19 protein-coding genes are annotated in these 26,387 nt (G+C 72.2%); 12 read left to right on the top strand and 7 right to left on the bottom strand.

The window, feature by feature from the left end; translation table 11 throughout:
- Nucleotides 1-52 precede the first annotated feature (52 nt).
- Together ACI3ET_RS04770 and ACI3ET_RS04765 are read left to right on the top strand one after the other, a co-directional pair.
- The gene (locus ACI3ET_RS04770; protein ID WP_405031819.1) at nucleotides 53-664 is read left to right on the top strand and encodes a TRAP transporter small permease subunit; all 612 of its coding nucleotides are present in this window, start codon (nucleotides 53-55) and stop codon (nucleotides 662-664) included.
- Nucleotides 661-2,001, top strand: coding sequence for a TRAP transporter large permease (locus ACI3ET_RS04765; RefSeq protein WP_405031818.1), 1,341 nt, complete (start codon nucleotides 661-663; stop codon nucleotides 1,999-2,001). The genes ACI3ET_RS04770 and ACI3ET_RS04765 overlap by 4 nt, the downstream gene beginning before the upstream one ends.
- A gap of 64 nt (nucleotides 2,002-2,065) precedes the next feature.
- Here ACI3ET_RS04765 and ACI3ET_RS04760 read toward each other — a convergent pair whose 3' ends face one another.
- Nucleotides 2,066-3,628, bottom strand: coding sequence for an ATP-dependent DNA ligase (locus ACI3ET_RS04760; RefSeq protein WP_405031924.1), 1,563 nt, complete (start codon nucleotides 3,626-3,628; stop codon nucleotides 2,066-2,068).
- Nucleotides 3,629-3,677: 49 nt separating this feature from the next.
- Nucleotides 3,678-5,489 (bottom strand): cell wall-binding repeat-containing protein, encoded by a 1,812-nt coding sequence (locus tag ACI3ET_RS04755; RefSeq protein ID WP_405031817.1) that lies wholly within the window; start codon nucleotides 5,487-5,489, stop codon nucleotides 3,678-3,680.
- A 371-nt stretch (nucleotides 5,490-5,860) separates the two neighbouring features.
- Between ACI3ET_RS04755 and ACI3ET_RS04750 the strand changes: the two genes are divergently transcribed.
- Genes ACI3ET_RS04750 through ACI3ET_RS04740 form a run of 3 tightly spaced genes read left to right on the top strand, consistent with a single transcriptional unit; the run spans nucleotide 5,861 to nucleotide 8,753 of the window.
- Entirely contained in the window at nucleotides 5,861-7,225 is a 1,365-nt protein-coding gene (locus tag ACI3ET_RS04750; RefSeq protein ID WP_405031816.1) for a sensor histidine kinase, read from the top strand.
- A complete protein-coding gene (locus ACI3ET_RS04745; RefSeq protein WP_405031815.1) occupies nucleotides 7,222-7,947 on the top strand; it encodes a response regulator transcription factor in 726 nt (241 codons plus the stop codon). The genes ACI3ET_RS04750 and ACI3ET_RS04745 overlap by 4 nt, the downstream gene beginning before the upstream one ends.
- Nucleotides 7,944-8,753, top strand: a complete 810-nt coding sequence (locus ACI3ET_RS04740; protein ID WP_405031814.1) for a DUF4097 family beta strand repeat-containing protein — start codon at nucleotides 7,944-7,946, stop codon at nucleotides 8,751-8,753. The genes ACI3ET_RS04745 and ACI3ET_RS04740 overlap by 4 nt, the downstream gene beginning before the upstream one ends.
- Nucleotides 8,754-8,836: 83 nt before the next feature.
- Here the strand turns inward: ACI3ET_RS04740 and ACI3ET_RS04735 are convergent, their stop codons facing one another.
- Complete coding sequence (locus ACI3ET_RS04735; protein ID WP_405031813.1) at nucleotides 8,837-12,430, bottom strand: S8 family serine peptidase; 3,594 nt, start codon at nucleotides 12,428-12,430, stop codon at nucleotides 8,837-8,839.
- Between the two features lie 277 nt (nucleotides 12,431-12,707).
- Here ACI3ET_RS04735 and ACI3ET_RS04730 point away from each other — a divergent pair, with 277 nt between their 5' ends.
- The 4 genes from ACI3ET_RS04730 (at nucleotide 12,708) to ACI3ET_RS04715 (ending at nucleotide 16,869) form a co-directional block, all read left to right on the top strand.
- Nucleotides 12,708-14,435, top strand: a complete 1,728-nt coding sequence (locus ACI3ET_RS04730) for a carbon starvation CstA family protein (RefSeq protein ID WP_405031812.1) — start codon at nucleotides 12,708-12,710, stop codon at nucleotides 14,433-14,435.
- Between the two features lie 24 nt (nucleotides 14,436-14,459).
- Nucleotides 14,460-14,738: a cory-CC-star protein gene (locus ACI3ET_RS04725; protein ID WP_405031811.1), complete on the top strand. Its 279-nt coding sequence runs from the start codon at nucleotides 14,460-14,462 to the stop codon at nucleotides 14,736-14,738.
- An 18-nt stretch (nucleotides 14,739-14,756) separates the two neighbouring features.
- Nucleotides 14,757-15,800 carry an ArsA family ATPase gene (locus ACI3ET_RS04720; protein ID WP_405031810.1) on the top strand — a complete coding sequence of 348 codons (1,044 nt, stop codon included), beginning with the start codon at nucleotides 14,757-14,759 and terminating at the stop codon, nucleotides 15,798-15,800.
- A 79-nt stretch (nucleotides 15,801-15,879) separates the two neighbouring features.
- A complete protein-coding gene (locus ACI3ET_RS04715) occupies nucleotides 15,880-16,869 on the top strand; it encodes a lipid II:glycine glycyltransferase FemX (RefSeq protein ID WP_405031809.1) in 990 nt (329 codons plus the stop codon).
- Here the strand turns inward: ACI3ET_RS04715 and ACI3ET_RS04710 are convergent.
- Nucleotides 16,852-17,580 carry an MSMEG_6728 family protein gene (locus ACI3ET_RS04710; protein ID WP_405031808.1) on the bottom strand — a complete coding sequence of 243 codons (729 nt, stop codon included), beginning with the start codon at nucleotides 17,578-17,580 and terminating at the stop codon, nucleotides 16,852-16,854. The genes ACI3ET_RS04715 and ACI3ET_RS04710 overlap by 18 nt on opposite strands.
- A gap of 101 nt (nucleotides 17,581-17,681) precedes the next feature.
- Between ACI3ET_RS04710 and ACI3ET_RS04705 the strand changes: the two genes are divergently transcribed.
- The 3 genes from ACI3ET_RS04705 to ACI3ET_RS04695 are packed head-to-tail and all read left to right on the top strand — an operon-like array spanning nucleotide 17,682 to nucleotide 22,878.
- On the top strand, nucleotides 17,682-19,055 hold the full coding sequence (locus tag ACI3ET_RS04705; protein WP_405031807.1) for a phage tail sheath subtilisin-like domain-containing protein: 1,374 nt from the start codon (nucleotides 17,682-17,684) through the stop codon (nucleotides 19,053-19,055).
- Between the two features lie 44 nt (nucleotides 19,056-19,099).
- Nucleotides 19,100-20,830, top strand: coding sequence for an ABC transporter ATP-binding protein (locus ACI3ET_RS04700; protein ID WP_405031806.1), 1,731 nt, complete (start codon nucleotides 19,100-19,102; stop codon nucleotides 20,828-20,830).
- Nucleotides 20,827-22,878 carry an ABC transporter ATP-binding protein gene (locus tag ACI3ET_RS04695; RefSeq protein WP_405031805.1) on the top strand — a complete coding sequence of 684 codons (2,052 nt, stop codon included), beginning with the start codon at nucleotides 20,827-20,829 and terminating at the stop codon, nucleotides 22,876-22,878. The genes ACI3ET_RS04700 and ACI3ET_RS04695 overlap by 4 nt, the downstream gene beginning before the upstream one ends.
- Before the next feature lie 198 nt (nucleotides 22,879-23,076).
- Here ACI3ET_RS04695 and ACI3ET_RS04690 read toward each other — a convergent pair whose 3' ends face one another.
- From ACI3ET_RS04690 to ACI3ET_RS04680, 3 genes are read right to left on the bottom strand one after another with little or no spacing between them, the layout of a single operon-like run.
- Entirely contained in the window at nucleotides 23,077-24,240 is a 1,164-nt protein-coding gene (locus ACI3ET_RS04690; RefSeq protein ID WP_405031804.1) for an ABC transporter permease, read from the bottom strand.
- Complete coding sequence (locus ACI3ET_RS04685; RefSeq protein WP_405031803.1) at nucleotides 24,237-25,412, bottom strand: ABC transporter permease; 1,176 nt, start codon at nucleotides 25,410-25,412, stop codon at nucleotides 24,237-24,239. The genes ACI3ET_RS04690 and ACI3ET_RS04685 overlap by 4 nt, the downstream gene beginning before the upstream one ends.
- A gap of 1 nt (nucleotide 25,413) precedes the next feature.
- Nucleotides 25,414-26,373 carry an ABC transporter ATP-binding protein gene (locus tag ACI3ET_RS04680; RefSeq protein WP_405031802.1) on the bottom strand — a complete coding sequence of 320 codons (960 nt, stop codon included), beginning with the start codon at nucleotides 26,371-26,373 and terminating at the stop codon, nucleotides 25,414-25,416.
- Between the last annotated feature and the right edge of the window lie 14 nt (nucleotides 26,374-26,387).

Genomic DNA, 26,387 nt, shown 5'->3' with positions numbered 1-26,387 from the left:
GACGTCGGCGCCGGGGGTCGAGAGGCCTCGACCCCCGGCCATCTCACGCTGGGTGGGATGGATCTCCGAGGCCACCGGTTATCTGTCGGCGCTCGCACTCGTGGTGGCGACCTTCGTCACGGCCCATGCCGTGTTCGTGCGCTACTTCCTGAAGGCACCGACGGTCTGGCAGACGGAGACGACCACCTACCTGCTCATGTTCGTGGCGTTCGTGGGAGCGGCCTACGGTCTCAAGCACCACGCGCACGTAGGGGTGGACCTGCTGATCGACCGGGTGCCGGAGCGACCCCAGCTCGTCGCCCGTCTCGTCACCGCAGTGATGTGCCTGGCTGTCGTCGTGATCGTGATGTGGACCGCCTACCAGAACTGGCACGAGGCCTACCTCTTCGACCACCGCTCCGCCACGGCGTTCCGCTTCCCCCTGTGGATCGCCTACGCGATCCTCCCGCTCGGGATGCTCGCGGTGACCCTGCAGTACCTGGCGATGATCCTCGAGGGCGTGATGGCCCTGGCCGGACGGCTGCCGATCTCGGCGGTGTCCCTCATGACCGGCACCAGCGAGCTCGCCCAGGTGCAGTCGGAGCTGGAGCTGGAGGAAGAGCTCCACCCCGACCGGATCCGACCCCATCTGGACACCCCGGAGAAGGGCGGTGACCACCGATGAGCTCTCTCGCCCAGGGCGGCATCATCGGGCTGATCGCGCTGGCCCTGTTCATGACAGGGATGCCGATCGCCTTCGCCCTCGCCATCACCGCGCTGTCCTCCATCCTGCTCTTCCTGGGGCCGGACCAGTTCGACCTCTTCGGCAAGATGGTCTTCGACTCGCTCAACGACTTCGGCCTGCTGGCCATCCCGCTCTTCGTCGTCATGGGCAACCTCTTCGGCGGGTCGCAGGCCAGCAAGCAGCTCTTCGAGGCGGGAGAGGCGTGGCTGTCCCGGATCCGCGGTGGCCTCGCCATGAGCTCGGTGGCGGCCTCCACGCTCTTCGCCGCGCTCACGGGGTCGAGCCCGGCGACGGCCGCGGCCATCGGCCGGGTGGCTGTCCCCGAGATGGCGGCGCGGGGCTACTCCGCGCGGATCGCCACGGGCGCCGTGGCAGCCGGCGGCACGCTCGGCATCCTCATCCCGCCCAGCGTCACGCTCATCCTCTACGGCATCGCCGCCGAGCAGTCGATCGGCCAGCTGTTCGCGGCCGGCGTCGTCCCCGGCTTCATCATCGCGGTGATGTTCTGCATCTGGATCTTCATCGCGGTGACGCTGGAGGACCGGAAGAAGGACCGGACGGCCCGTCTCGGGGGCTACGAGCCCGTCGTGCAGGAGCAGAGACAGTTCACCTGGGCCGACCGGTTCGGGAGCCTGGCCAAGACGCTGCCCTTCGCGGTGCTCATCGCCATGATCCTCGTCGTCCTCTACCGGGGTATCGCCACCCCCAGCGAGGCTGCCGCCATCGGGGTGCTCCTCGTCTGGGTGCTCGTCGCCGTCGTCTACCGCGGACTGACGGGGCGGCAGTTGGTGGACGTGCTGCTGGAGTCGACCAACCAGAGCACCATGATCCTGCTGATCACGGCGTTCTCGGCGGTCATCGCCACGGTCCTGAGCTATCTGCGGGTGCCGCAGGACCTGGCGGCGGCGGTGACGGAGGCCGACCTCAACAAGTGGGTCGTCCTGCTGCTGATCAACGTCATCCTGCTGGTGATGGGGTTCTTCCTGCCCCCCGTGTCCATCATCGTGATGACCACCCCGATCCTGCTCCCGCTCATCATCGGGCTGGGCTTCGACCCGATCTGGTTCGGCATCATCATGACGATCAACATGGAGATGGGACTCATCACACCGCCCGTGGGGCTCAACCTCTACGTGCTGAAGGGCATCGTGCCGCAGGTCCCTCTCAAGGAGATCCTTATCGGCTCCGCCCCTTACGTCGGGGTGCTGGGGCTGGCGATCGTGCTGTTCTCGGTCTTCCCGGAGATCATCCTGTTCGTCCCGAGGATGCTGTACTGACGCACGCCGCACGAGGGCGGGTCCGACCACGTCGGGCCCGCCCTCTCCCGTGCCGCGTGCGTCCTCACCCCCGGAGGTCGTCGAGCGTGTCCGCCTCGCCCGGCCCCTTGTCGTCCCGGTAGCGCAGCACGCGGGCGAACCGCAGCGCGATCCCGCCCGGGTAGCGCCGCGAGGTCTGCACGCCGTCGTAGGCGATCTCGACCACCTGCTCGGGACGCACGTGCACGGCATACCCGTCGCGGTGGGTCTCCAGGGACAGGAAGCGCTCGGTCTGCCAGGTGAGCACCGCGTCCGTCATCCCCTTGAACGTCTTGCCGACCATGACCAGCTCGCCGGTGCCGGGGTCGCGCGCGGCCAGGTGGATGTTGGAGAGCCAGCCGCTGCGACGCCCGCTGCCCCACTCGACGGCGGTGACGACGAGGTCGGCGGTCCGGCGCGGCTTCACCTTGACCCAGCCGGCACCGCGGCGGCCCGCGGCGTAGGGCACCGCGGGGTCCTTGACGACGACCCCCTCGTGGCCGCGCGCGAGGACGTCGGCGAAGAACTGCTCGGCCTCGCCGACGTCGGCGGTGACCGTGCGGTCGACGACCAGCGAGGGCGCGAGCTCGGCGAGCGCCGCCCAGCGCTGCGCCAGCGGTGCGTCGACGAGGTCCTGCCCGTCGAGGTGCAAGAGGTCGAACAGGTATGTCGTCACGGGGGTCGAGCGAGCCAGCGCGGCGGGGTCGGCGGAGCTGGCGGTGCGGGCGCCGGTGACCTGGAAGGGGTGCGGTCGGCCGTCGTCGGCGAGGGCGATCACCTCGCCGTCCAGGACGGCGCGGCGCGCGGGCAGGCCGAGCAGGGCCTCGACCACCTCGGGGAGGCGGTCGGTGATCTCCTCGAGGCTCCGGGTGAACAGCCGCACGGCCGGGTCGGCGTCGCGGTCGAGGTGGACCTGGAGGCGGATGCCGTCGAGCTTGGTCTCCACCGCGACCTCCCCGGCGCCGTCGAGGGCCGCTGCCACGTCGGGGGCCGAGCCGGCGAGCATCGGACGCAGCGGGCGGCCGACCTCCAGGGTCACCGCCACAAGGGCGGCCCGCCCCTCGAGCAGCGCGGCCGCGGCGACCGGGCCGGGGAAGCCGGCGAGCATGACGGCCCGGCGCACCAGCGTCTCGGGCACGTCGGCGGCCGACGAGATCGCCGGGAGCAGGACGCCGTCGGAGGCGCCCTGGCGCAGCTCGCCGGTGAGCAGGCCGACGAGCCAGCGCTGCTCCGCGTCGGTCGCCCGGCCGAAGAGCTCGCGGACGGCCGTGCTGCGGGTGGCGACCGACCCCGCGCCCGCGTGCGCCCGCAGGGCCTCCAGGGCGGCGTCGACCTCGAGGACGTCGAGCGAGGACTGGGGCGCCGCGTCGGGCAGCTGCTGCAGGCCCCGCCAGCCGACCCCGACCGTGCGCTGGGGCAGGGTGCCGGCGAGGTAGTCGGCGACGACCGCGACGAGGCGGGCACGGGCTGACCGGTCGGCGGGACCAGCCGCCGCCGCCGCAGCCTCCGCCGCCTCGCGCAGCGTCGCGGCGAGGAGGGTCACCTTGGTGGTCCGGGCCCGGGTCGCCGAGACGGCGGTGGAGGTCTCGATGACCCGGGCCAGCGGCATACCGTGCGTCATGCACCCATCGTCGGGGATGACGTCCGTGTCCGCGCGCTCACGGCACGCCCTGCAGCAGCTCCGCGAGGGGGCGGCTCGGGGCGATCCCGGGGACGCCGGACTCGTCGACCACCGGGCCGAGCTCGCGGCCGTCGTCGGTCACGACGATGTCGGACGGGCTCATCGGGACGGTGGCGGGGTAGACGGTCCCGCGTCGGTAGACCAGGTCGCCCGGGTCCATGCCCGGCACCAGCTCCTGCACGGTGACGAAGGTGTAGCCGGCCGCCTTGAGGTCGGCCACGATGCCCGGCACCGCGTTGACGGAGTTGATGTGGATGTCGTGCTGCAGCACGATCGAGCCCGGCCGGACCGCGGAGACGACCCGGCTGCGCACCGTCGCCGAGCTGGGCGGCCCGTCCCAGTCGCGCGGGTCGACGTCCCACATGATCAGCGGGAACCCGAGCTGACGGGTCGCGGTGTTGTAGGAGCCGTAGGGCGGCCGCATGAGGGTGGTGTCGGGGATCCCGTGCTGGTTCAGCTCGTTGTCGGTGACGTCGACCTCCCACTGCTGCTGGGCCAGCGTCAGGGTCGGGAGCTCCTTGTGGTCCCAGGTGTGGTTCTCGACCCGGTGACCCTCGACCCAGGCGCGCCGGGCGTGCTGGGAGTAGACGTCCACCTGCTGCCCCAGCACGAAGAAGGTCACCGGGATCCGCTGCGTGGCAAGGGTGTTGAGGAGCGTCGGGGTGGGCCACGACGGCCCGTCGTCGAAGGTGAGCGCGACGCAGGCGACCGCCGAGCAGTCGACCGCACCGCGCGCCGCCAGGGAGGCACCGACCAGCGTCGAGCTGCACAGGGCGTTGGTGCCGCCCAGCGCGACCACCGTGCCGGGGTGGCGCTGCCGCAGCTCGGCGGCGGTGCTGCCGACCACCCGCTCGCACGGGCCGGGCGTAAGCAGCACCGGGCCGTCGGCCAGCATCCCGGCCGCGACGGCGTCCACGAAGTTGCTGGCCTCCCCCCGGGCGATGTAGACGCGACCGGTGCTGCCGGGGTAGGCGCGGTCGGCGATCTTGACGGCGGTCTCGTAACGGTCGGCGCCGGCCACCCGGCCCTGGGCACGCCCGACGGACGCCGCGTCGAGGGCGGCCTCTGAGACGGCGAGCGGCCCACCGAGGGCGATCACCGTTGCGGGGTCGAGCTCCGCGACCGCCGCGGCGGTGGCTGACGGGACGGTGCGTCCGTCCCGGGAGACGAGCAGGATCGGGCCGTCGCGCAACGCCCCGCCCACCACGGCGTCGGGAGTGATCGCCCCGCTCGCCAGGTAGACGACGCCCGAGCCGGCGGGGAAGCCGTGCCGGGCGATGCTGGCCGCCGTCTCGAAGCGGTCGACCCCCTCGAGCCGCCCCGTGGGCCGCCCTCCGGCGGCCTGGAGCAGCTGGTCCTCGCACACCGAGAGCGTGCCGCCGAGCGCGACGACCCGGTCCGGGTCCACGCGGGCGATCTCGCTCATCACCACCCACGGCACCACGCTGCAGTCGGCCCGGATGAGCAGCACCGGCCCGTCCTCGAGCGTGCCGGCGGTCAGGGCGTCGGCGAAGATGTCGCCTCGCGTGATGTAGACGGTGTCGACGGTCGCCGGATCGGCATACCGTCGCTCCGAGATGTTGACCGCCACCTCGTAGCGGTCGACCCCGCCGATCCTGGCGGTCGCGGCCCCCACGGACCCTGGCACCGCCTCCACCTGCAGCTCGTCCTGGGTCCCGTCCTGCACACCGGTCGCTGCGGTCGACGATGCCCCCGCCGTCCCTGCCGGCGACCCCAGTCCCGCCGCCAGCAGTGCGATCAGTGCGACCCACGCCTTTGCGCGTCGCATTCCTCGACGGTACTCCTGCGGTGCGGTGCCTGTCAGTGCTTGGACCTCCCCGATCTTGACAAGATCTTGACCGGGCCTTTACCCCACCTTGACCGAAGCGTCGCTAGCGTCGGTGGTGACGTCCTACGACGTGGAGAATGTCTACCCCTCATGCTCCGCCCCGTCGGCCGTCGCCCGCTCGTCGCCGATGCCGCCCCCAACCTGCGGACGGACACCGACACCCCGGGGGGGAGAGCGTGCGGGCAGGAAGGGCGCGCCGTTCGTCACGGGCCGGCGCGCCCTTCCGTGTCGGGTGGCTCGGGGGTTGTCCCCCCGCACGTCCGGTGGTCGCCACCCTGCCCGCGCTGCGCCGCCGTCGATACCGTGAGGTCATGACCTTCGTCGTCCACCAGGACGGACCCTCCGACATCGGGCCCGGCGCACCTTCCCCCTCCGTGTTCTCCACCCCTGCTGCCGTGCCCGGGTCGCGCCGCGGCCTCCTCCGGCGCTGGGTCGAGGGCTGGTGGTCGGTGGCGATGGTGGGCCTGGGCCTGTTCACCGGGGTCCTCACGCTGGTGGTCTTCGTCGTCGCCGTCGCCGGGCTGTTCTCGCTGCCCGCCGCGCTCAGCGGCCTGCTCCTGCTCGCGCCGGCGGTCTGGGCGGCGTGGCTCCTCGGACGCCTCCAGCGCCGGATGCTCCTCGTCTTCACGGGCGTCGACGTGGGTCCGCCGCCCCCCAGCACCGCGGCTCCCTGGCGCCGCGTGCTCGGCCTGGACCAGCCGCGCCTGCAGGCCATCGCCTGGGCCGGCCTCCACGGCATCTGGGGCCTGCTCACCGGCGCGCTCCTGATCACGCTGCTGTCGGTCGCGATCGTCCTCACGGCGGCCCCGCTCCTCTCCCCCCTCGCCCCGGACCCCGGCCTGCGGCTGCTCGGGCTGGTGCGCGTCGACGGACCCTTTGGGTATGCCGTCTCGGGGCTGGTCGGTCTGGTCACCCTGCTGGTGCTGCCCTTCCTCGCCGCCGGGCTGGCCCACGTCGACGTCGCGCTCGGCCGGTGGCTGCTCGGCGTCGACCCCCAGCTCCAGCTGCGCGAGATGAGCCGGCGGATGGAGACCCTGACCACCTCGCGGGAGGAGACCGTCGACTCGGTGGAGGCCGAGCGGCGGCGCATCGAGCGCGACCTCCACGACGGCCCGCAGCAGCGGCTGGTCTCGATCGCGATGACCCTCGGTCTGGCGCGGACCATGCTCGACACCGACCCGCAGGGTGCCAGCGCCCTTCTCGACGAGGCCCACGCCTCCAGCAAGGAGGCCATCGTGGAGATGCGTCAGGTCGCCCGCGGCATCGTGCCGCCCATCCTGACCGACCGCGGCCTGGACGCCGCCGTCTCCGCGCTCGCCGCCCGCAGCCCGGTGGCGGTCGCCGTCCGCAACGAGCTGCCCGCGCGGCTCGACCCGTCGGTGGAGGCGATCGCCTACTTCTGCGTCTCCGAGGCGCTGACCAACGTCGCCAAGCACGCCGGCGCGACCCGCGCGGACGTCGCCCTCCGCCTGCAGCCGACCCCCGCCGGCGACCGGGTCGCGATCACCGTCACCGACGACGGCCGCGGCGGGGCGGTGGTCGGCAACGGCACCGGCCTCACCGGGCTGCGCCAGCGGGTGGCGTCGGTGGACGGCGAGCTGACCGTCCACTCGCCGCCCGGTCAGGGCACGACCGTCGCCATCTCCCTGCCGACCCGTCCCAGGAGGACCCGATGAGCACCCCCACCGACCACGCCACCGACCCCGAGACCACCACCGCCGCCGAGACCGGGCCGCGCCTGCGCGTGATCCTCGCCGAGGACTCCGTCCTGCTGCGCGAGGGGCTCGTGCGCCTCCTCCAGGCGGCCGGGTTCGAGGTCGTCGACGCCTGCCCCGACGCGGAGACCTTCCTCACCTCGGTCCGCGAGCACCGCCCCGACCTCGTCGTCGTCGACGTGCGCATGCCCCCCACGTTCACCGCCGAGGGCCTGCAGGCCGCGCTCGTGGTCCGTGCCGAGCTGCCCGAGGTTGCGGTGCTGGTGCTCAGCCAGTACGTCGAGGAGACCTACGCCACCGAGCTGCTCGCCGGCCGCCCCCGCGGCGTCGGCTACCTCCTCAAGGACCGGGTCGCCGACACGGGCGAGTTCATCGACGCGCTGCGCACGGTCGCGGCCGGCGGCACCGCCCTCGACCCCGAGGTGGTCAGCCAGCTGATGTCGCGGGCCCGGCACACCGACCCGCTGTCGCGTCTGACCCCCCGTGAGCAGGACGTGCTGCGGCTGATGGCCCAGGGCCGCACCAACAGCGCGATCTCGCGCGAGCTGTTCATCGGCGAGGGTGCCGTCGAGAAGAACGTGTCCTCGATCTTCAGCAAGCTCGACCTGCCGCCGACCGAGGACGACCACCGCCGTGTGCTCGCCGTCATGAAGTGGCTCGACCACGGGAACGACGAGTCATGACCACCACCCCCACCCGCCCCTGGCCCCCCGAGGACACGGTCGACCCGGCACGCGCGCCCTACGCCGGCCCCGCGCCATACCCCTCCCCCCAGTCCCCGCGCTTCCGCCGCGAGCACCGGTGGGCGAGGGTCGGGGGCACGGCGCTGGTGGTGCTGCTGGCCGCTGGCGGTGCGCTCGCCGCGGTGCCCGACATGGTGCAGGAGCGAGCCACCGTGCAGCGCGCGCTGCCCGCCGACCTGGCCACCCTCACCATCGACTCTGCCGCCGGCGACGTGCGTGTCGAGGAGGCGACCGGCACGGCGGCCCCCGGCGTCGTGCTCGAGACGCGCTGGTCCTTCGTCGAGCCCGACGAGGAGATCCTCGTCGGGGACGGCGCGGCCACCCTGTCCCTCGACTGCCCCGGGGGCACCGCCACCAACTGCTGGGGCGACTGGGTCGTCACGGTGCCCGCCGGGACGCTGGTGGACGTGCGGTCCAGTTTTGGGGACGTCGCGCTCTCCGGGGTGACCGGCGAGGCGGTCGTGCGCAGCGCGTTCGGCGACGTGCGCGTCGACGGCGCTCCGCGACGGGTGGAGGTCCACGGCTCCGTCGGCGACGTCGACCTGGCCCTCGAGGAGCCGCCGGACTCGGTGGACGTGCGGACCAGCCTCGGGGACGTGCGGGTGGTCCTGCCGCGCGGGACCGCGTATGCCGTGGACGTCACCACGGAGACCGGTTCACCGTCGGTGCTGGTGGAGACCGACCCGGCGTCGCCGCACAGCGTGGACGTCGTCACCGGCCTGGGGTCGCTGACGATCGAGCACTGAGGCCGGGCACAGCACGAGGCCCCCGCACCCGAGAGGGGTGCGGGGGCCTCGTTGGTGACGATCTCACCGTGGGGTCAGGGACCTCACGGGTAGACGAGACCGTTCAGGTGGTCCTCGACCGACTTGTCGACGGCCGCGTAGCCACCGGCGATGGTGATCTCCTGGATCCGCAGGTCGACGATGGCGCCGAGCACGGCCGCCGGGACGGCGTCCTGCTTGACCAGGAGGACGGGACTGTTGTGCTTCGCCGCCACCGGGCCGGCCGCCAGGGCGTCCGGGAAGTTCAGACCGGTGGCCACCAGGGCGTGGTCGGCCGGGGCCTCGAAGAACCGGGTGGCGACACCCGCAGACACCTCGTACCGGTTGGCCCCGCCGATGCGCTCGATCTCGTCGCCGTAGGCGGCGAGGGCGGTGAGCACATCGTCGGACACGGCTGCGGGCCCGCCGACGAGCACGACCCGCTGCGGCTGCAGCCGGTCCAGCTCCTCAGCGACCACGTTGGGCACGGAGTCGGACTTCACCAGCATGAGCGGAGCGTCCAGGACACCCGCGGCCGCCGAGGCGGACAGGGCGTCCGGGAAGTCCTCACCGCTGGCGATGAACACCGTGCTCGCAGCGTCGTACTCACCGGAGACCGCGGCCGAGGTGGCGTAGCGGTTGGCACCGGCGAGCCGGCGGACCGGGGCGTAGTCAGCCTCGAGCTGGGCCACCACCGCGTCGGACACGGCGGCCTCGCCACCCAGGACGACGATCTCCTGCGGCTGGAGCTGCTGCAGCGCCATCTGGGTCGACGCCGGGATCGATCCCGGCTTGACCAGGACGACCGGCGAGCCGTTCGCCGCGGCCAGAGCGCCACCGGCGAGCGCGTCCGGGTGGACCAGACCGTTGGCGACGTAGACCGTCTCCACGCCGGCGTCGAAGTTCTCGACCGCCAGCTCGGACGCGACCATGTAGCGGTCGGTGCCCAGGGCGCGGGTCACCGACAGGGTGTCCGTGGTGGAGTCACCCTCCCAGGCCACGGTGAAGAACGGGCTGGTCCAGCTCTCGACGCCCGCCTCCCGGTCGTCGTTCCAGGCGCTGGCCTTGGTGACGCGCACGTCCAGGATGTAGTCGCCGGAGGTGACGCGCTCACGCGCACCGTTCTCGTTGACGTACATGCCGTCCCACGTCCACGCCGAGATCCCGTTGCGGGTCGAGGTGCGGCCCAGGTAGTCGACCTCGGTGACGACGCCGACCGACGCACCCTTGGTGCCGTCGACGTTCGCGCGGTAGACCTCCCACTCCATGCGGCGGGCCTGGTGCTCGAAGTGGATCGCCACGGTCGGGACGTCGTTGCCGGCCATCTCGTAGACGTTGCCCTCACCCACGAGGTTGTAGTCGCCGTTCGGGTCGACGCAGTCGACACCGAGGAAGCGGTCGCAGGTGGCGAGCTCGAGCAGCGCGGGCAGCTCGAGGAGCGTGCTGCCGTCGGCGTTGACCATGTCGGCGAGGACCTCGCGGTCCTGCAGGTCGAAGGACGAACCGCCGTAGGCGACCGAGTAGTCGATGCCGGTCGGGTCGTCGAACGAGATGTAGCCGCCGAAGGTCATGCCGTACTCGGGCGGGGTGACGGTGACCGGGACGGTGGCGCTGCCACCGGCCGGCACGGTGACCACGGGCTGGACGACGACGGTGGCCGCGTCCAGGTAGTAGCCGAAGTCGTTGGCCGTGCCCTCGGTGGAGACGGCGGGGGTGTGCTCGACCGTGAAGGTCTTGCTCTCGGTCCCCGTGTTGGTGAGGGTGATGGTGTTCGTGGACGTCTCACCGATGAGCTGCTGACCCAGCTGGATCAGCCCGGGCGAGGCGACGACGTCGGCCAGGATGGCCTCGTCGACCTGGATCATGCCGGCACCCTGCAGGTGGACGACCTCGAGACCGGCTCCGGGCGCGAGGTTGAACGGCAGGACCTCGGCGGTGTTCTGCAGGCGCCGGAGCAGCTCCTCGTGCAGAAGGTCCGGGTGGGCCTCCAGCATGAGGGCCGCAGCACCGGCGACGTGGGGGGCCGCCATCGAGGTGCCGGAGAGGGTCGCGTAGGACCCCTCCTCCAGCGGGTAGGTCGAGTAGATCGACCCGCCCGGCGCCGCGACGTCAGGCTTGAAGGTGAGGTCGGCCGTGGTGCCGTAGGAGCTGAACGAGCTCATCAGGCCACCGGTGGGGTTGGGGGCGCTGATCTGCTCGGCGGTCCACGTGATGGTGGTGCTGCCGTCCGCCATGGCGTCCGCCACGAGGGCGAGGCCGTCGGCGCGGGTGACGCCCACGACCGGGATGGTGACCGGCGGGTCGCCGGCAGCCGTCCCGGTCACGATGCCAGCACCGCTGTTGTAGATGATGACGCCCGTGGCGCCGGCGTTCATCGCGTTGAGTGCCTTGGAGTAGAACGTGCAGACGCCGCGCTCGATCAACAGGACGTTGCCCTCGATCTGTGCGGCGAAGGGCTCCAGGTTGCTGGTGCCGGCTGCATCGCTGCAGGCGCGAGCCTCGGCCGTGCCCGGCGCGGCGACCGCGACGACGGTGGCGGTGCCCGAGGTGGGGGGCGCCGGCACACCGGAGAACGGCGCGTACGGGACCGGCTCGCCGTTCTCGTCGAGGAAGGTGCTGGCCCGGTAGGCGACGTTGTCGACCGAGCCGACACCGATGGTGTCCAGGCCGACGCCGGGAGCGCCGGCGGAGTGCAGGCCGTTGGCGCCGCTGTTGCCGATCGACGCGGTGACGATGACGCCCTCACGCGAGAGTGCGTCGGTGGCCCGTGCGGTGGGGTACTGCGGCCACGCGGTGAAGGCCGAGCCGATGGACAGGTTGACCACGTCCATGCCGTCGGACAGGGTCCGCTCCATCGCGCGGAGCATGATGTCGGACTCGGTGGAGCCGTCGCAGCCGAAGACGCGGTAGGCGCCGAAGGTGACGCCGGGGGCGACACCGTCGACCTCGCCGTCGGCGCCGACGATGCCGGCGACGTGGGTGCCGTGACCCTGGCAGTCGTCGGGGTTGGCGTCGGGGATCGGCTGGGGGCTGTAGGCGTCGGTGCTCGGGTCGGAGTCGAAGGCGTCTCCGACGAAGTCGTAGCCGTGCGTCACCCGGGCCGACGGGAAGGCGGTGGTGCCGCTGGAGCCGTTGCCGCCCAGGTCCGGGTGGTCGATGTCGATGCCGGTGTCGATGATGCCGACGCGGACGCCGGCACCGGTGAGACCGAGCTCGCTCTGCGCGATGTCGGCACCGGTCATCGAGATCGCGGTGAACATCTCAGGGTCGATCGTGGTGGCCTCGGGCTCCTCAGGAGCCTCGATGACCCCGATCGGGAAGATCGCCTCGACGACGCCGGAGGACGCCAGCTCGAGGAGGTTGCCCTCGTCCGTGTTGACGGACACGCCGTTCCACAGGGTGCCGAACTCGGAACGGACCTCGAGCTCGACGCCCGCCTGCTCGACGTCGCTGAGGAAGGCGTTGCGCTCGGCCTGGATCGTCGACAGCGAGCCTCCCTCGCTCGTGGGAGCGGAGGCGAACTGGACGAAGAAGGCGTGCGGCGCCAGCTCGGCGCCGCTGATGGTGCTGCCCTGGATCTTGCTCTCAGGCGCCGGGGACCCCGGTGCCAGGTAGTCGGAGGCGCCGGCCGACAGCGGCACGAAGAGTGCCCCCGTCATGGTCAGCGCTGCGACACCCGCGAGAGCACGGCGAGGGGTTGTCCCCCGAGATGCTTGAATCACGCGTCTATCTCCCTTGATGCACGTCGCGCGCCGGTTGACGCGCGCGGAACCGACTCTACGTGCGTACAGCGTCCGCAGGCGGCTGCCAGGTCACGAGTTCGTAACGATCCCTCGTCTTCCACCGACCCCGTCGTCGGACCGTCAGCACCCTGGGGCTAACGTGCGAGAGTCCCCCATCCTGAGCGCAACGCAGCCTCCCGAAGGACTGAGCAGCATGAACTCCCTGACCCTCGCCGTCATCGGCGTGGCGATGATCCTCGCGGGGTACTTCCTCTACTCGAAGTACCTGGCCACCCGGATCTACGCCCTCGACGACTCCCTCCCGACCCCGGCCCACCAGCTGGAGGACGGTGTCGACTACGTCCCCACGAACAAGTACGTGCTGTGGGGCCACCACTTCACCTCGGTCGCCGGCGCCGCCCCCATCGTGGGTCCGGCCATCGCCGTCATCTGGGGCTGGCTCCCGGCCTTCCTGTGGGTCACCATCGGCACCGTCTTCTTCGCCGGCATGCACGACCTGGGGGCGCTGTGGGCCTCGACCCGGAACCGCGGGCAGTCGATGGGCGCCCTGTCGGGCCGCTACATCGGCGTGCGCGGACGCAACCTGTTCCTGGTCGTCATCTTCCTGCTGCTGCTGATGGTCAACGCGGCCTTCTCGGTCGTCATCGCCAACCTGCTGGTCGCGACCCCCACGGCGGTCATCCCGACCTGGGGCGCCCTGATCGTGGCCGTGCTCGTCGGTCAGGCGATCTACCGCCTCAAGTGGAGCCTGCCGGTGGTCTCGGTCGTGGGCGTCGTCGCGCTCTACAGCCTCATCTGGATCGGTGACCAGGTGCCGCTCTCCCTCCCGGAGACGATGCTGGGCCTGCCCAGCAACTCGGTCTGGATCATCCTGCTGTTCGTCTACGCGGGCGTCGCCTCGATGCTGCCGGTGTGGGTGCTGCTCCAGCCGCGCGACTACATCAACGGCCTGCAGCTGTTCATCGCCCTCGGCATCCTCTACGGCGCGGTGCTCATCGCCCGCCCGGAGATCGTGGCCCCGGCCTACAACACCAACCTCCCCGAGGGCACGCCCAACATCGTCCCGCTGCTGTTCGTCACCATCGCCTGCGGCGCCATCTCCGGCTTCCACGGCATGGTCTCCTCGGGCACCACCTCCAAGCAGCTGGACAAGGAGAGCGACGCCCGTTTCGTCGGCTACTTCGGCGCGGTCGGCGAGGGTCTGCTGGCCCTCGGCGCGATCATCGCCGCCACCGCCGGGTTCGCCAGCCTGGCGGCCTGGGAGGAGACCTACTCCGCGTTCGGCGCCGGGAGCGTGGGGGCCTTCGTCTCCGGTGGCGGTGCCATCGTGGAGTCCGGGCTCGGGTTGTCGCAGTCGCTGTCGGCGACCATCCTGGCGACCACCGCGATCCTCTTCGCCGCCACGACGATGGACACCGGCGTGCGCCTGCAGCGCTTCGTCGTCCAGGAGATCGGGGACATCGCCGGCGTCCGCCTGGGCAAGGTCGTCGCCACCCTGATCGCCGTCGGCGTGGCCCTGGCCCTGACCTTCGGGGCCGGTGCGGACGGGTCGGGCGGCATGCTCATCTGGCCGCTCTTCGGCACGACCAACCAGCTGCTCGCGGCGCTGACGCTGTCCATCATCGCGATCATGCTGCTGCGTCGTGGCCGGACCGCACTGCCCGCCCTGATCCCGTTGGCGTTCGTCGGGGTGATGACCATCTACGCGCTGTTCATCCAGCTCGGGACGTTCTACCGGGACGAGAACTGGCTCCTCCTCGCCCTGGACGTCGTCATCCTCGTCGCCGCCCTGTGGGTCTTCGTGGAGGCCATCAGCGCCATGCGCAAGGCCAAGGACTACGACGGCGACGACGACGCCGAGCTCCTGGCGCTGTCCGGGCGCGAGGTCGAGCACGTGGGCGACCACCCGCCGCACGACTGAGCGCGCACGGCATACCCTCGAGGTATGCCGCACACCCCGCCGCAGCCCCGTGGCCGCCTCTCGCAGGTGGCTGCGGGGCTGCGCGACTTCTACTCAGGTCCCTACCGCCGCACCTTCGCCCGGGCGCAGCAGGACGAGGACGACCTGTTCCTGGTGATCGTCATGGCGGAGGCACTGGGGGTGCCGAACCCGGCCAGCTACTACACGATCGAGCTGCTGCCGGTCGTCTACGAGCAGTTCCACGACTGGCACCGCCGGATGGGGCTGGACCGCTCCCCCCTCGACCACTTCTCGTGCTGCTGAGCAAAGGACTCCTTCGGTATGTCGAACGCGCTGCGTGATCTCGCTGCCTCCCGCGAGGTCCTCTTCGTCGGCGGCAAGGGCGGGGTGGGCAAGACCGCCGTCGCCTCGGCCCTCGGGCTCGCGCAGGCGCGGGCGGGCCGGCCGACGCTGGTGGTCTCGACCGACCCGGCGCACAACCTCGGCCACCTGTGGCGGCGGACCGTCGGTGACCGGCCGGTCGAGCTGGCACCGCTGCTGCGCGGCCTGGAGATCGACCCCGCCCGCACCACCGACGAGCACCTGCGCGCGGTGGGGGCGACCATGCAGCGGCTCATGCCCGAGCACCTGCAGGGGCAGGTCGCCAAGCACCTGGAGCTGGCCCGCGACGCCCCCGGCACGCACGAGGCGGCTGTCCTCGAACGGGTCGCGGAGGTGGTCGAGGGCCGGACCCCCGACGAGCTGATCATCTTCGACACCGCGCCCAGCGGCCACACCTCGCGCCTCATCTCGCTGCCCGAGCTCATGCAGGCCTGGACCGAGGGGCTGCTGAACCGGCAGGACCGCTCCGCGCGGTTCGGGGCCGCGTTGCGCGGGCTCGAGGCGGACGACCGGGCGGCGGCCGACGTGATCGGCACGAGCCGCTTCGGCCGGGGCGACGCGACCGGCGTGACGACGATCGGGCCGGCGCGCTCCCAGGACCGACGGGCCCGGCGGGACGCCGAGATCCGGGAGATCCTGGACCGGCGGCAGAAGCGCTTCCGTCGCCTGCGCGAGGTGATGCAGGACCCGGAGCGCACGTCGTTCGTCGCGGTCCTCGCGGCGGAGCGGCTGCCGGTGCTGGAGACGATCGAGCTGCACGAGCAGCTGACACGCTCGGGGATGCAGGTCGCCGCTCTCGTCGTCAACAAGCGCTCTCCCGCAGACGGCGGCGAGCTGCTGGCCGCCCGCCGGGTGATCGAGGACGGCTACCTCAGGCAGCTCACCTCGGCGCTGCCCGGCCTCCCTGTGGTGGAGATCCCGCTGCTGCCCGGCGAGGTGCTCGGCGAGGAGGGCATCGCCGCCTTCGCGGACCACCTGGCCTGACCACGGGTGCCCACCGGGCGCCTGCGGGCGGGAGCGCAGGGCTCCGGACCCCCTACGTCCTCGCTGTACAGTCGGGCCCATGGTTGTCGGGAGGACGTGTGACGAGCAGACCCCGTGGGACGATGCCATCACGGATCTCGGCGGCCACCCGTTGCAGCTGTGGGGCTGGGGGGAGCTGAAGACGGCGTACCACTGGGGGGTCCAGAGGGTCCTCTTCCGGAACGACGAGGACACCGTCGTCGGTGCGGCGCAGATCCTGGTGCGGCCGCTCCCCGGACCGTTCCGGCGGCTCGACTACGTCCCCAGGGGGCCCGTCTGGAAGGACGGCTACGAGAAGCCGGTGCTGGACGCGCTCCGCGACCACTGCGCGCAGGAGCTCCCAGGGACGCTCATCAGCATCGAGCCCGACACCGAGACGACGCTGGAGCACGAGGGGTGGAAGCACTCCACCAACACGATCCTCATCCCGCAGACGCTGATCCTGGACCTGACCAGGACCGAGGACGAGCTCCTGGCGGATGCCGCCAAGAAGACCCGGCAGTACATCCGCAAGTCCGGCCGGGAGGGGCTCGAGATCCGCCGGGTCACGGCCCGCGAGGACCTCGCCGCGATCCTCGGCGTCTATCACGAGACAGCCAGCAGGGCCGGCTTCGCCCTGCACGACGACGCCTACTACTACGACGTCCACGACAAGCTGGGGGACGCCTCCGTGGTCTTCGCGGCCTACCAGGACGACCTGCCGCTCGCCTTCGTCTGGCTCGCTGCCAGTGCGCGGACGGCGTTCGAGCTCTACGGCGGCATGAACACCCTCGGGCAGAGCCTGCGGGCCAACTACGCCCTGAAGTGGCATGCGATCACCAGCTGCAAGGAGCAGGGCATCAGCCTCTACGACATGAACGGGCTGCTCAACGACGGGGTCAGCACGTTCAAGCGCGGGTTCGCGAGCCACGAGACCGAGCTCGCCGGGACGTACGACTACCCGTTGTCCCCCCTGTACACCGTGTGGGCCAAGGGACTGCCGTCCGTCAAGAGGGTCGTGCAGAAGGCGCGGTCACTGCGCCAGGCCTGACGTCCGTCGACGACCACGGGTCGACGACCGCGGGGTCGACGACCACCGCGAACAGGGCCCGCGGATCCTGCAGCGTCGCCGGGTACCGCGCCGCCGACCGGGGCACCACGCGGTCCCGGTCGCGTCGACGTCGATGCCCGACCGGGTGCCCAGGCCCACGACACCGGCCGCCAGGCACGCACCCAGCTCCTCGTGCGTGCGGGGCCGCACCACCCAGACCCGGGCTCCGGCGGGCGAGGGTGGTGGGGTGATGTCGTCCGGCCCCGGCCACACGTACGGAAGGTCGTCCGGCTCCGGCCCGAACCGCGCTGTGAGCACCGGGCGGTAGAACGCGGGGTCCTTCGACAGCAGGTTGGACCGGTGCGAGCGGTGCAGCTCCTCGCTGCCCACCCACGAGGGCAGGAGCCCGGCGCGGGAGAGCTCGACCTGGGGCACCCCCACGACCTGGGGCGCGAACTCGGCGATCAGCGGGGAAGTGCTGTCGGCGAACCCTCGCTCGCGCCACTCCTGGACCATGACCAGTCCGTAGGCCACGAGCGCAGGGGTTCGGCCACGCCACATCTGCACCGCGGGGTGGGAGGCCCAGCCGTAGTCGGGCAGCTCCAGCGCCCGCAGCACCTGCAGGGTCTCCACCCGCTGCTTGCCCAGACGGGGGGAGTCGAGGAGGCGGGCGCTCTCGGCGAAGTCGGAGACGGGGAGGAACGTCTGCACCGCACTCAGACCTCCCCGCGCTGCGCTGTCATGGGGGCAGCCTGCCAGACCTCCTGGGCAGGTCTCTTCCCCTGCCCGGCCAGAAGCGCTTGAATGCTGGCATGCCTCCCGACGCCCTCGACCCCGTCCGGCCCGCCGCCACGTCGCTCACCGCCTTCGTCGGCGCGACCGGCAGAGGACCGGTGGGCACGCCCGTGCGCGTCACCGGCCTCGACGACTACCGCGCGACGTTCGCCGCGGCCGACCCCTCGGCCCTCGACGAGGCCGTCTCCCTGTTCTTCGTCAACGGCGGCGCCGAGGCGGTGGTCGTCCGGGCCGCGGGGCCGGCCGCCGACCAGGTGGTCCCCACCTCGGGGACCGGTGGGCTGCGGGCGATCACGGGGCGCTTCACGGTGCTCGTCCTGCCCGGCGTCACCAGCGAGGACCACCTGGCGGTCGAGCTGGCGGCCGCCCGCTGCGCCGAGGAGCGCGCCGTGCTCCTCCTCGACCTGCCCGAGGGGGCCGACGCCGCCACGGCGGTCCGGACGACCGACCGGGTGCACTCTGCGCGCGAGCGCGTCGCGGCATACCACCCGTGGCTCCGTGCCGGGGAGAGGACGGTGCCACCGAGCGGGGCCGTCGCGGGCGTGCTCGCGCGCGTCGACGCCACGGACGGGGTGTGGGCCTCCCCGGCGGGGGCACGCGGTGGTCTGGTGGGGGTGGACTCCACGACGACGGCGCTGGACGACCGCGAGGCGGAGCTGCTGACGGCTGGGGGGATCAACCCGGTGCGCACCGTCGAGGACCGGGGGACGGTGCTCCGGGGCGTCCGGGTGCTGGGGGCGCGCGACGGCGCCGAGCCCGCGCAGCGCTACCTCCCCGTCCGGCGGCTCACCGACCAGGTCCTCGAGTCCCTCGAGGACGGTATGGCGTTCGTGCGCGAGCGTCGCGCCGACCCGGGGCTGGACGACCTGATCCGTCGGCGGGCGGAGGAGTTCCTCACCGCGCTGTGGCTGCGCGGGGCCCTCGCGGGGCAGCAGCCCGAGCAGGCGTTCTTCGTCCGGTGCGACGGCTCGACGACGACGCCGGGCGACCGCGCGGAGGGCCGCGCCGTGCTCCTCGTCGGGCTGGCGACGTCGAAGCCGGCCGAGTTCGAGGTGCACCGGATCGTGCTCGAGACCTCGACCGCCCGTCCGCCGCAGGTGCTGCCGGCGGCCAGGGCGGTGGCCCGGGCGACCGGGCTGGCGCGCGAGCGACTCACGGTCGCGCGCACGGTCGACCTGGCGCCGCTGGTGAGCACCGACGCGGACGAGACCCGACGGCGCATCGAGCGTGAGTTCGCCGAGGCCGCCGACGCCGGGACCGTGCTCCTGCTGCGGGGGGCCGACGCGGTGCTGCGGGACGGAGGCCGTCGACGCCCGGCGGAGATCGCCCGGCTCCTCGACGAGACGTCGCGGCACACCGGGGTGCCCTACGTGCTGGGGGCCCGGCACTAGAGGATCCGCGTCCTCCTGTCAGTCGGGCGAGGCACAATGCGACTGTGCTCATCCGACTCCTGCGCCGTCAGCTCCGGCCCTACCTCGGCCTCGTGCTCGTGGTGCTTGCCCTCCAGCTCGTCGCCACCGTCGCCAGCCTCTGGCTGCCCACCCTCAACGCCGACATCATCGACCTCGGGATCGCCCGGGGCGACACGGCATACATCTGGCGGGTGGGCGGGGTCATGCTCGGCGCGAGCGCCCTGCAGGTGGTGGCCCAGATCTCCGCGGTCTGGGGTGCCGCCCGCATCGCGATGGGCCTGGGCCGGGACCTGCGCGCGGGGGTGTTCGACCACGTCCTGAGCTTCTCCACGCGCGAGATGGGCCAGTTCGGTGCGCCGACGCTCATCACCCGCAGCACCAACGACGTGCAGCAGGTCCAGATGCTCACCTTCATGTCCCTGGTCATGCTGGTCGCGGCGCCGATCACGGGGGTCGGCGGGGTCATCATGGCGGTCCGCCAGGACGTCGGGCTGTCGTGGCTGATCGCCGTCGCCGTCACGGTGCTGCTGGCGGGGATGGGGCTGGTCATCGCCCGGATGGTCCCGCTCTTCCGCGCGCAGCAGACGATGCTCGACTCGATCAACCGGGTGCTGCGCGAGCAGATCTCCGGCATCCGGGTGGTGCGGGCGTTCACCCGCGAGGCCGACGAGCGCGCGCGGTTCGACCGCACCAACACCGAGCTGACCGGGGTCGGCCTCAAGGTCGGCGACCTGATGGCGCTCATGTTCCCGTTCGTCATGCTGGTGATGAACCTGTCCAGCGTCGGCGTCATCTGGTTCGGCGCCCAGCGGGTCGAGTCGGGGGCGATGCAGGTGGGGGCCCTGACCGCCTACATCAGCTACCTCATCCAGATCCTCATGTCGATCATGATGGCGACGATGGTCGCCACCATGATCCCGCGAGCCTCGGTGTCGGCCGAGCGGATCGGCGCGGTGCTCGACACCGCCACCAGCGTGGTGACCCCGGCCGAACCGGTGCAGGTCGGCAGCCTGCGCGGGATCGTGGAGCTGCGCGAGGTGGACTTCGCCTACCCGGGCGCCGAGGCACCGGTCCTGCACGACGTGAGTCTGGCCGCCCGGCCGGGCACGACGACCGCGATCGTCGGCGGGACGGGGTCGGGGAAGTCGACGCTGCTGCGGCTGCTGCCGCGCCTCGCCGACGTCACCGGCGGTCAGGTGCTCGTCGACGGGGTCGACGTGCGTGACCTCGCCCCGGCGGACCTGTGGTCGCGCGTCGGGCTGGTGCCGCAGCGGCCCTACCTCTTCTCCGGCACGGTCGCCACCAACCTGCGCTTCGGCCACCCGGAGGCGACCGACGAGCAGCTGTGGGAGGCGCTGCGGGTCGCGCAGGCGCAGGACTTCGTCGGTGCCTTCGCCGAGGGGCTCGACCACCCGATCGCCCAGGGCGGCACCAACGTCTCGGGTGGCCAGCGGCAGCGGCTGTGCATCGCCCGCGCCCTGGTCGCCGAGCCGGAGATCTACCTCTTCGACGACAGCTTCTCGGCCCTCGACCTGGCGACCGACGCGCGGCTGAGGGCGGCGCTGCGGCCGATCACGACCCGCTCGACGGTCATCGTCGTGGCCCAGCGCATCTCCACGATCGTCGACGCCGAGCAGATCGTCGTGCTCGACGCCGGACGGGTGGTGGGCGTCGGCACCCACGACGAGCTGCTGGCGACCAACGAGACGTATGCCGAGATCGCCCGGTCCCAGGAGCAGGGGGTGGCGGCGTGAGCACGTCCGAGACGACCGAGACCGACGCGGCGAGCGCGCCCGAGCGTCCGGTGCGCCCCCACCGTGGTCCCGGCGGCGGCCCCCACGGCTTCGGCGCTCCTGTGGAGAAGCCGTCGGACTTCCGCGCGTCGGCGCGCCGACTCCTCGTCCGCCTCACGCCCTACCGGCTGCTCATCGGGCTGAGCGTCGGCCTGACCGTCGCGGCGGTCGTGCTCAGCGTGCTCGGCCCCAAGGTCCTGGGCCGCGCGACCGACATCGTCTTCGCCGGCTTCATCGGGCGGGACCTGCCGGCCGGGGTGCCCGTCGGGGACGTCGTGGCCGGGCTGCGCGCCCAGGGCCAGGACCGGCTGGCCGACCTCGTCGGCGGCACCCCGTTCCTCGTGCCGGGGCAGGGCGTCGACTTCGACGCGCTGGCCGTGGTGGTGCTGCAGGTGGTCGCGCTCTACCTCGTCTCCGCCCTCCTCATGTGGGTCTCGGTCCGCATCGTCAACCGGATCTCCATGTGGACGGTGCGCGACCTGCGCGCCGAGGCCGAGGACCAGCTGCACCGGCTGCCGCTGTCCTACTTCGACCGGCAGCCGCGCGGGGAGATTCTCTCGCGGGTCACCAACGACCTCGACAACCTCCAGCAGACGCTGCAGCAGACGTTCGGGCAGCTGCTCAACGCCCTCGTGACGGTGCTGGCGATCCTGGCCATGATGCTGTGGATCAGCCCCACGCTGACCCTCATCGCGCTGGGGACGATCCCGGTGTCGGTGCTGGTCACGGTGGCGATCGCGACCCGCTCGCAGAAGCTGTTCAAGGCGCAGTGGAAGCACACCGGCACGCTCAACGGGCAGATCGAGGAGGCCTTCACGGGGCACGAGCTCGTCACCGTCTTCGGGCGGCGCGAGCAGGTGACCGCGGCGATGCGCGAGACCAACGAGCAGCTCTACGACGTGACCTGGCGGGCCCAGTTCATCAGCGGCATCATCATGCCGGCGATGTTCTTCATCGGGAACCTCGGCTACGTCCTCGTCGCCGTGGTCGGGGGCCTCAAGGTCGCCAACGGCCAGCTGAGCCTGGGGTCGGTGCAGGCCTTCATCCAGTACTCCCGACAGTTCACCCAGCCGGTCACCCAGGTCGCCTCGATGGCCAACCTGCTGCAGTCCGGCGTGGCCTCGGCCGAGCGGGTCTTCGAGCTGCTCGACGCCGAGCAGGAGCGCGCGGACCCGGAGGACGCAGCCCCGGTGGAGGCGCCGCGGGGCCGGATCGTCTTCGAGGACGTGTCGTTCTCCTACGGCCCCGAGCCGCTCATCGAGAACCTCTCGCTCGTGGCGGAGCCGGGGCAGACGGTGGCGATCGTCGGGCCGACCGGTGCCGGGAAGACGACGCTCGTCAACCTCATCCTGCGCTTCTACGAGCTGGACGGCGGCCGGATCACGCTCGACGGGCGGGACATCACGACGATGACCCGGCACGACCTGCGCGACCGGATCGGCATGGTGCTGCAGGACGCCTGGGTGTTCGAGGGCTCGATCCGCGACAACATCGCCTACGGCCGCCCCGGCGCGACCGACGAGGACGTCCACGCGGCGGCCGAGGCGGCCTACGTGGACCGGTTCGTCCAGCACCTGCCGGACGGCTACGACACCGTCCTCGACGACGAGGGATCCTCGATCAGCGTCGGGGAGAAGCAGCTGGTCACGATCGCCCGTGCGTTCGTGTCGCAGCCCTCGCTGCTCATCCTCGACGAGGCGACAAGCTCGGTCGACACCCGCACCGAGCTCCTCGTGCAGGAGGCCATGGCACGGCTGCGCACCGACCGCACGAGCTTCGTCATCGCCCACCGGCTCTCCACGATCCGCGACGCCGACCTCATCCTCGTCATGGAGCAGGGACGGATCGTCGAGCAGGGCACGCACGAGGAGCTTCTCGAGGCCCTGGGTGCCTACGCACGCCTGCACGCCGCGCAGTTCAGCGGCGCGGCGGTGGACATCGACGCGGAGATGGCCGACAGCGCGGGTCCGGTGGAGAGCGACGACGCGGCTCCGGTCGGGACCGCGTAGAACGCTCCGGGGTGCCAGCGCAGGACGTCAGCCTGATCCACCTGGCCGATCAGTCACGGGTTGAGTCGCCCGGTGGGTCAGTCACGGGTTGAGTCGCCCGGTGGGTCAGCCTCACGTCGGACACCGGGGTGTCGCCCGCGCCGACCCGACTCGTCGCCCACGCCGACCGGAGTCTCGGTCCGCCGGCCGGCGCCGGTGTCACATCACCCGGCCGAGGCTCCTGCGCAGCGCCCAGGCGCCCAGCGCCAGCACCACCGCGGCCATCGCGGCCAGTACCCCGAGCTGGGGCAGTACCTCCACCAGCCCGCCGCCGCGCCGCTGCACCTCGGCGATCGCCTCGTAGGCCCAGGCGTGCGGCGTCAGGTAGGCGACACGGCGCATCGCGTCGGGGAAGAACTCCAGGGGCACCATGCAGCCGCCGAGTGCGGCGAGCACGAGCCCGGCCCCCACGGCGACCCCGCTGGCCACGCCCTCGCTGTCCATGGCCACGCCGATGAGCATGGCCACGCCCGCCGCGACGAGGCCGAAGACGGCCACGACCAGCGACACGACGGCAAGGTTGCCCCAGTCCACGCCGAAGATCAGCGAGCTCGCAGCCATGATGTAGACGCCCTGGAACGCCGCGACGACGAACCGGCCGAGCGCCTGCCCGGCCACGACCTGCCGCGCGGTCACCGGCGCAGCCATCACCCGCCGCAAGGCCCCGCTGCGACGCGCCTGGATCGTCGCGCTGGCCGCGGTGAGCGTGTTGAGGAAGACGAAGAGCAGCAGCTGTCCACCGGCACCGATGTCGAAGCGCCCCATGGAGGCGAACTCCTGCATCACCGGGTCGGTCGAGCGCACGTCCACCGTCGCCGGTTCCCGCTCCGCACCGGCCCGCTCCAGGGCCGCGGCCACGTCCGCGGCGGACGACCCCGTGCCCACGAGCACCCGGCTGCGGCCGAGCTCGGCGAGCGCCTCGTCGGCCGCACCACGGACGAGCTGGTCCAGCCCGGGCGGAGCCTCCCCTCCCGGGGCGACCATCTCCAGCTGCGCCGGCTCGCCCGGGCGGACGACGACCCCCACGTCGAGGACGCCCCCGGTGACGTCGGCGTCCAGCTCCTCCGGGTCGGTGTAGGCAGTGGCCTCCAGCCCGGTCGCCTCCAGCTGCTCGAGGAGGACGGTGGCGAGGCCGCCGGCAGCACCGGAGCCGCCGGCCTCCCCGCCGTCCAGGACTCCGACGCGCCCGGGAGTCTGGGAGGTGGCCTGCAGCCCGAGCACGACGACGAGGATCATCGGCAGCACGAGGACGAAGAACAGGTTGAACCGGTCGGCCAGGAAGCGTCTCAGCTCGTGGACAGCGATGCTGACGACGGATCTCACAGCGGGTCCTTCCGGCCGGGGACGACCCGGGCGAGCAGCAGCATGACCACACCGAAGCCGCCGAGCATGGCCAGCACGGACCCGAGCTCCATCAGCCCACCGCCTCCGGCGGTGATGCTCAGCCCACGCCCGAGACCCGCCACCGGGTTGACCGCCAGCACCTGACCGATCAGCCCCTCGTCGGGCACCCGGAAGAAGGTGCCGCCCGTGACGCCCAGCGAGATCGCCACGATCGAGAGCATGAGGCTGGCCTGCTCGGCCGTCCCGGCCAGCTTGATGATGAGGGCCATCACCGAGGTGGCCGCGACGACCGTCCCCACGACGACCACCAGCACCGCCGGCCAGGACCCGAACTCGACACCGTCGAGGAACAACGACCCCGCGACGAGCAGCACGGTCGTCGACGCGGTGCCGAGCAGGACGGCCACGACCCCCTTGGCGAGGGGGACGAGCCAGGGCTGGATCGGCGTCGACCGGACCCGGGCGAGCGTCCCCCACTCCCGCTCCGTGAGCAGGGTCAGCACCGCGAAGCCGACGGTGAAGAACAGGAACATCCCCGCCTGACCGGCCACGATCCCCGCCGACAGCGACAGCTGCCCCCCGGTGACGCCCCGGACCGACCACGAGGCCGGCTCGGTCGGTGCCGACAGCTCCCCGACGAGCGCCTGCAGCTGCGCCTCGTCCAGACCCAGCTCGGCACCGGCCGCGACCGCCGTGGCGTCGCGGTCCGCCCGAGCGAGGGTGCTCCGTACGACGCCGACGACGACCTCTCCGCCGAGCCCGGCGTCCTCGCCCACCTCGACCTGCACCTCTGGGCCGGACCCGGTGGCCAGCGCCTCGCCATACCCGTCCGGGAGGACGACGCCCACCTGCGCCTCGCCGGACGCGACGGTGGAGGCCACCGCGTCGGCCCCGACGTCGAGCACCGTGACGTCGATCCCCGCCTCGGACAGTCCGGCCAGCACCTGGGGCACGGCTGCCGCGGCCTCGTCGCCCTCGGGCGCCGCGACGGCGACCGTCACCGGCTCCAGCTGCGGGTCGTTCACCCCGGCGAAGGCCATGCTGAACACGGCCGACAGCGCCAGCGGGATGACGACGGCGAAGAGGATGACCGACCGGTCGCTCAGGTGCTGGCGCAGGTCGTGCAGGACGAGGACGAGCAGGGCGCGCACGTCAGTCCCTCAGTGCCCGGCCGGTGAGGTGCAGGAAGACCGACTCCAGGTCCGGCCGGGTGATCTGCACGTCGTGCAGGCTCATGCCCGCGCCGGTCGCGGCGGTGACGATGCCGGCGATGGCCGTCGGTGCGCCCTGCACGGTGAGCCGCAGACCGTCGGCGTCCCGCGTGACCCGCTGGACCGCGGGTATGCCGTCCACCGCCGCCTCCGCGGCGCGCACGTCGCCCCCGCCCGACAGGACCACGACGTCGGCGTCACCGACGAGCTCGACCAGCTCGTCACGCGTGCCCTGCGCCTGGACACGGCCCTCGTCCATGATGGCGATCCGGTCGCAGAGGCGCTCGGCCTCCTCCATGTAGTGCGTCGTGTAGAGCACCGCCATCCCGGCGTCCGTGAGCGCGGCGACCGACTCGAGGATCGCGTGCCGGGACTGCGGGTCCACGCCGACCGTCGGCTCGTCGAGGATGAGCAGGGTCGGCTCGTGGAGCAGCCCGATGCCGATGTTGAGCCGACGCTTCATCCCCCCGGAGAACGTCTTGCTCGGCGTCTTGGACCGATCCTCCAGGCCGACGAGCTCGAGGACCTCCTCCATACGGGTCTTCAGCTGCGTGCCGTGCAGCCCCTGCAGCCGGCCGAAGAAGCGCAGGTTGTCGCGGGCGGACAGCTCGGGGTAGATCGCCAGCTCCTGGGGCACCAGCCCGAGGTGCGACTTGGCCCTGATCGGGTCGGTGGCCGTGTCGACGCCGGCGACCTGGACCGTGCCGGCGTCCGGGCGCAGGAGCCCGGCGATCATGAGGATCGTCGTCGTCTTGCCGGCCCCGTTGGGCCCGAGCAGCCCGAAGGTCTCCCCGCGGTCGACCTGCAGGCTCACCCCGTCCACGGCGCGGACGTCCCCGTAGGCCCGCACCAGGCCGTCCACCTGCAGGACCGGCTCCGTCCTCGTCCCCACCGCCGTCATGACCCCACGCTATC

It is taken from the genome of Ornithinimicrobium jinqii (assembly GCF_045032595.1).
GTDB lineage: Bacteria > Actinomycetota > Actinomycetes > Actinomycetales > Dermatophilaceae > Ornithinicoccus.
This window is presented reverse-complemented; position numbering and strand designations above follow the sequence as displayed.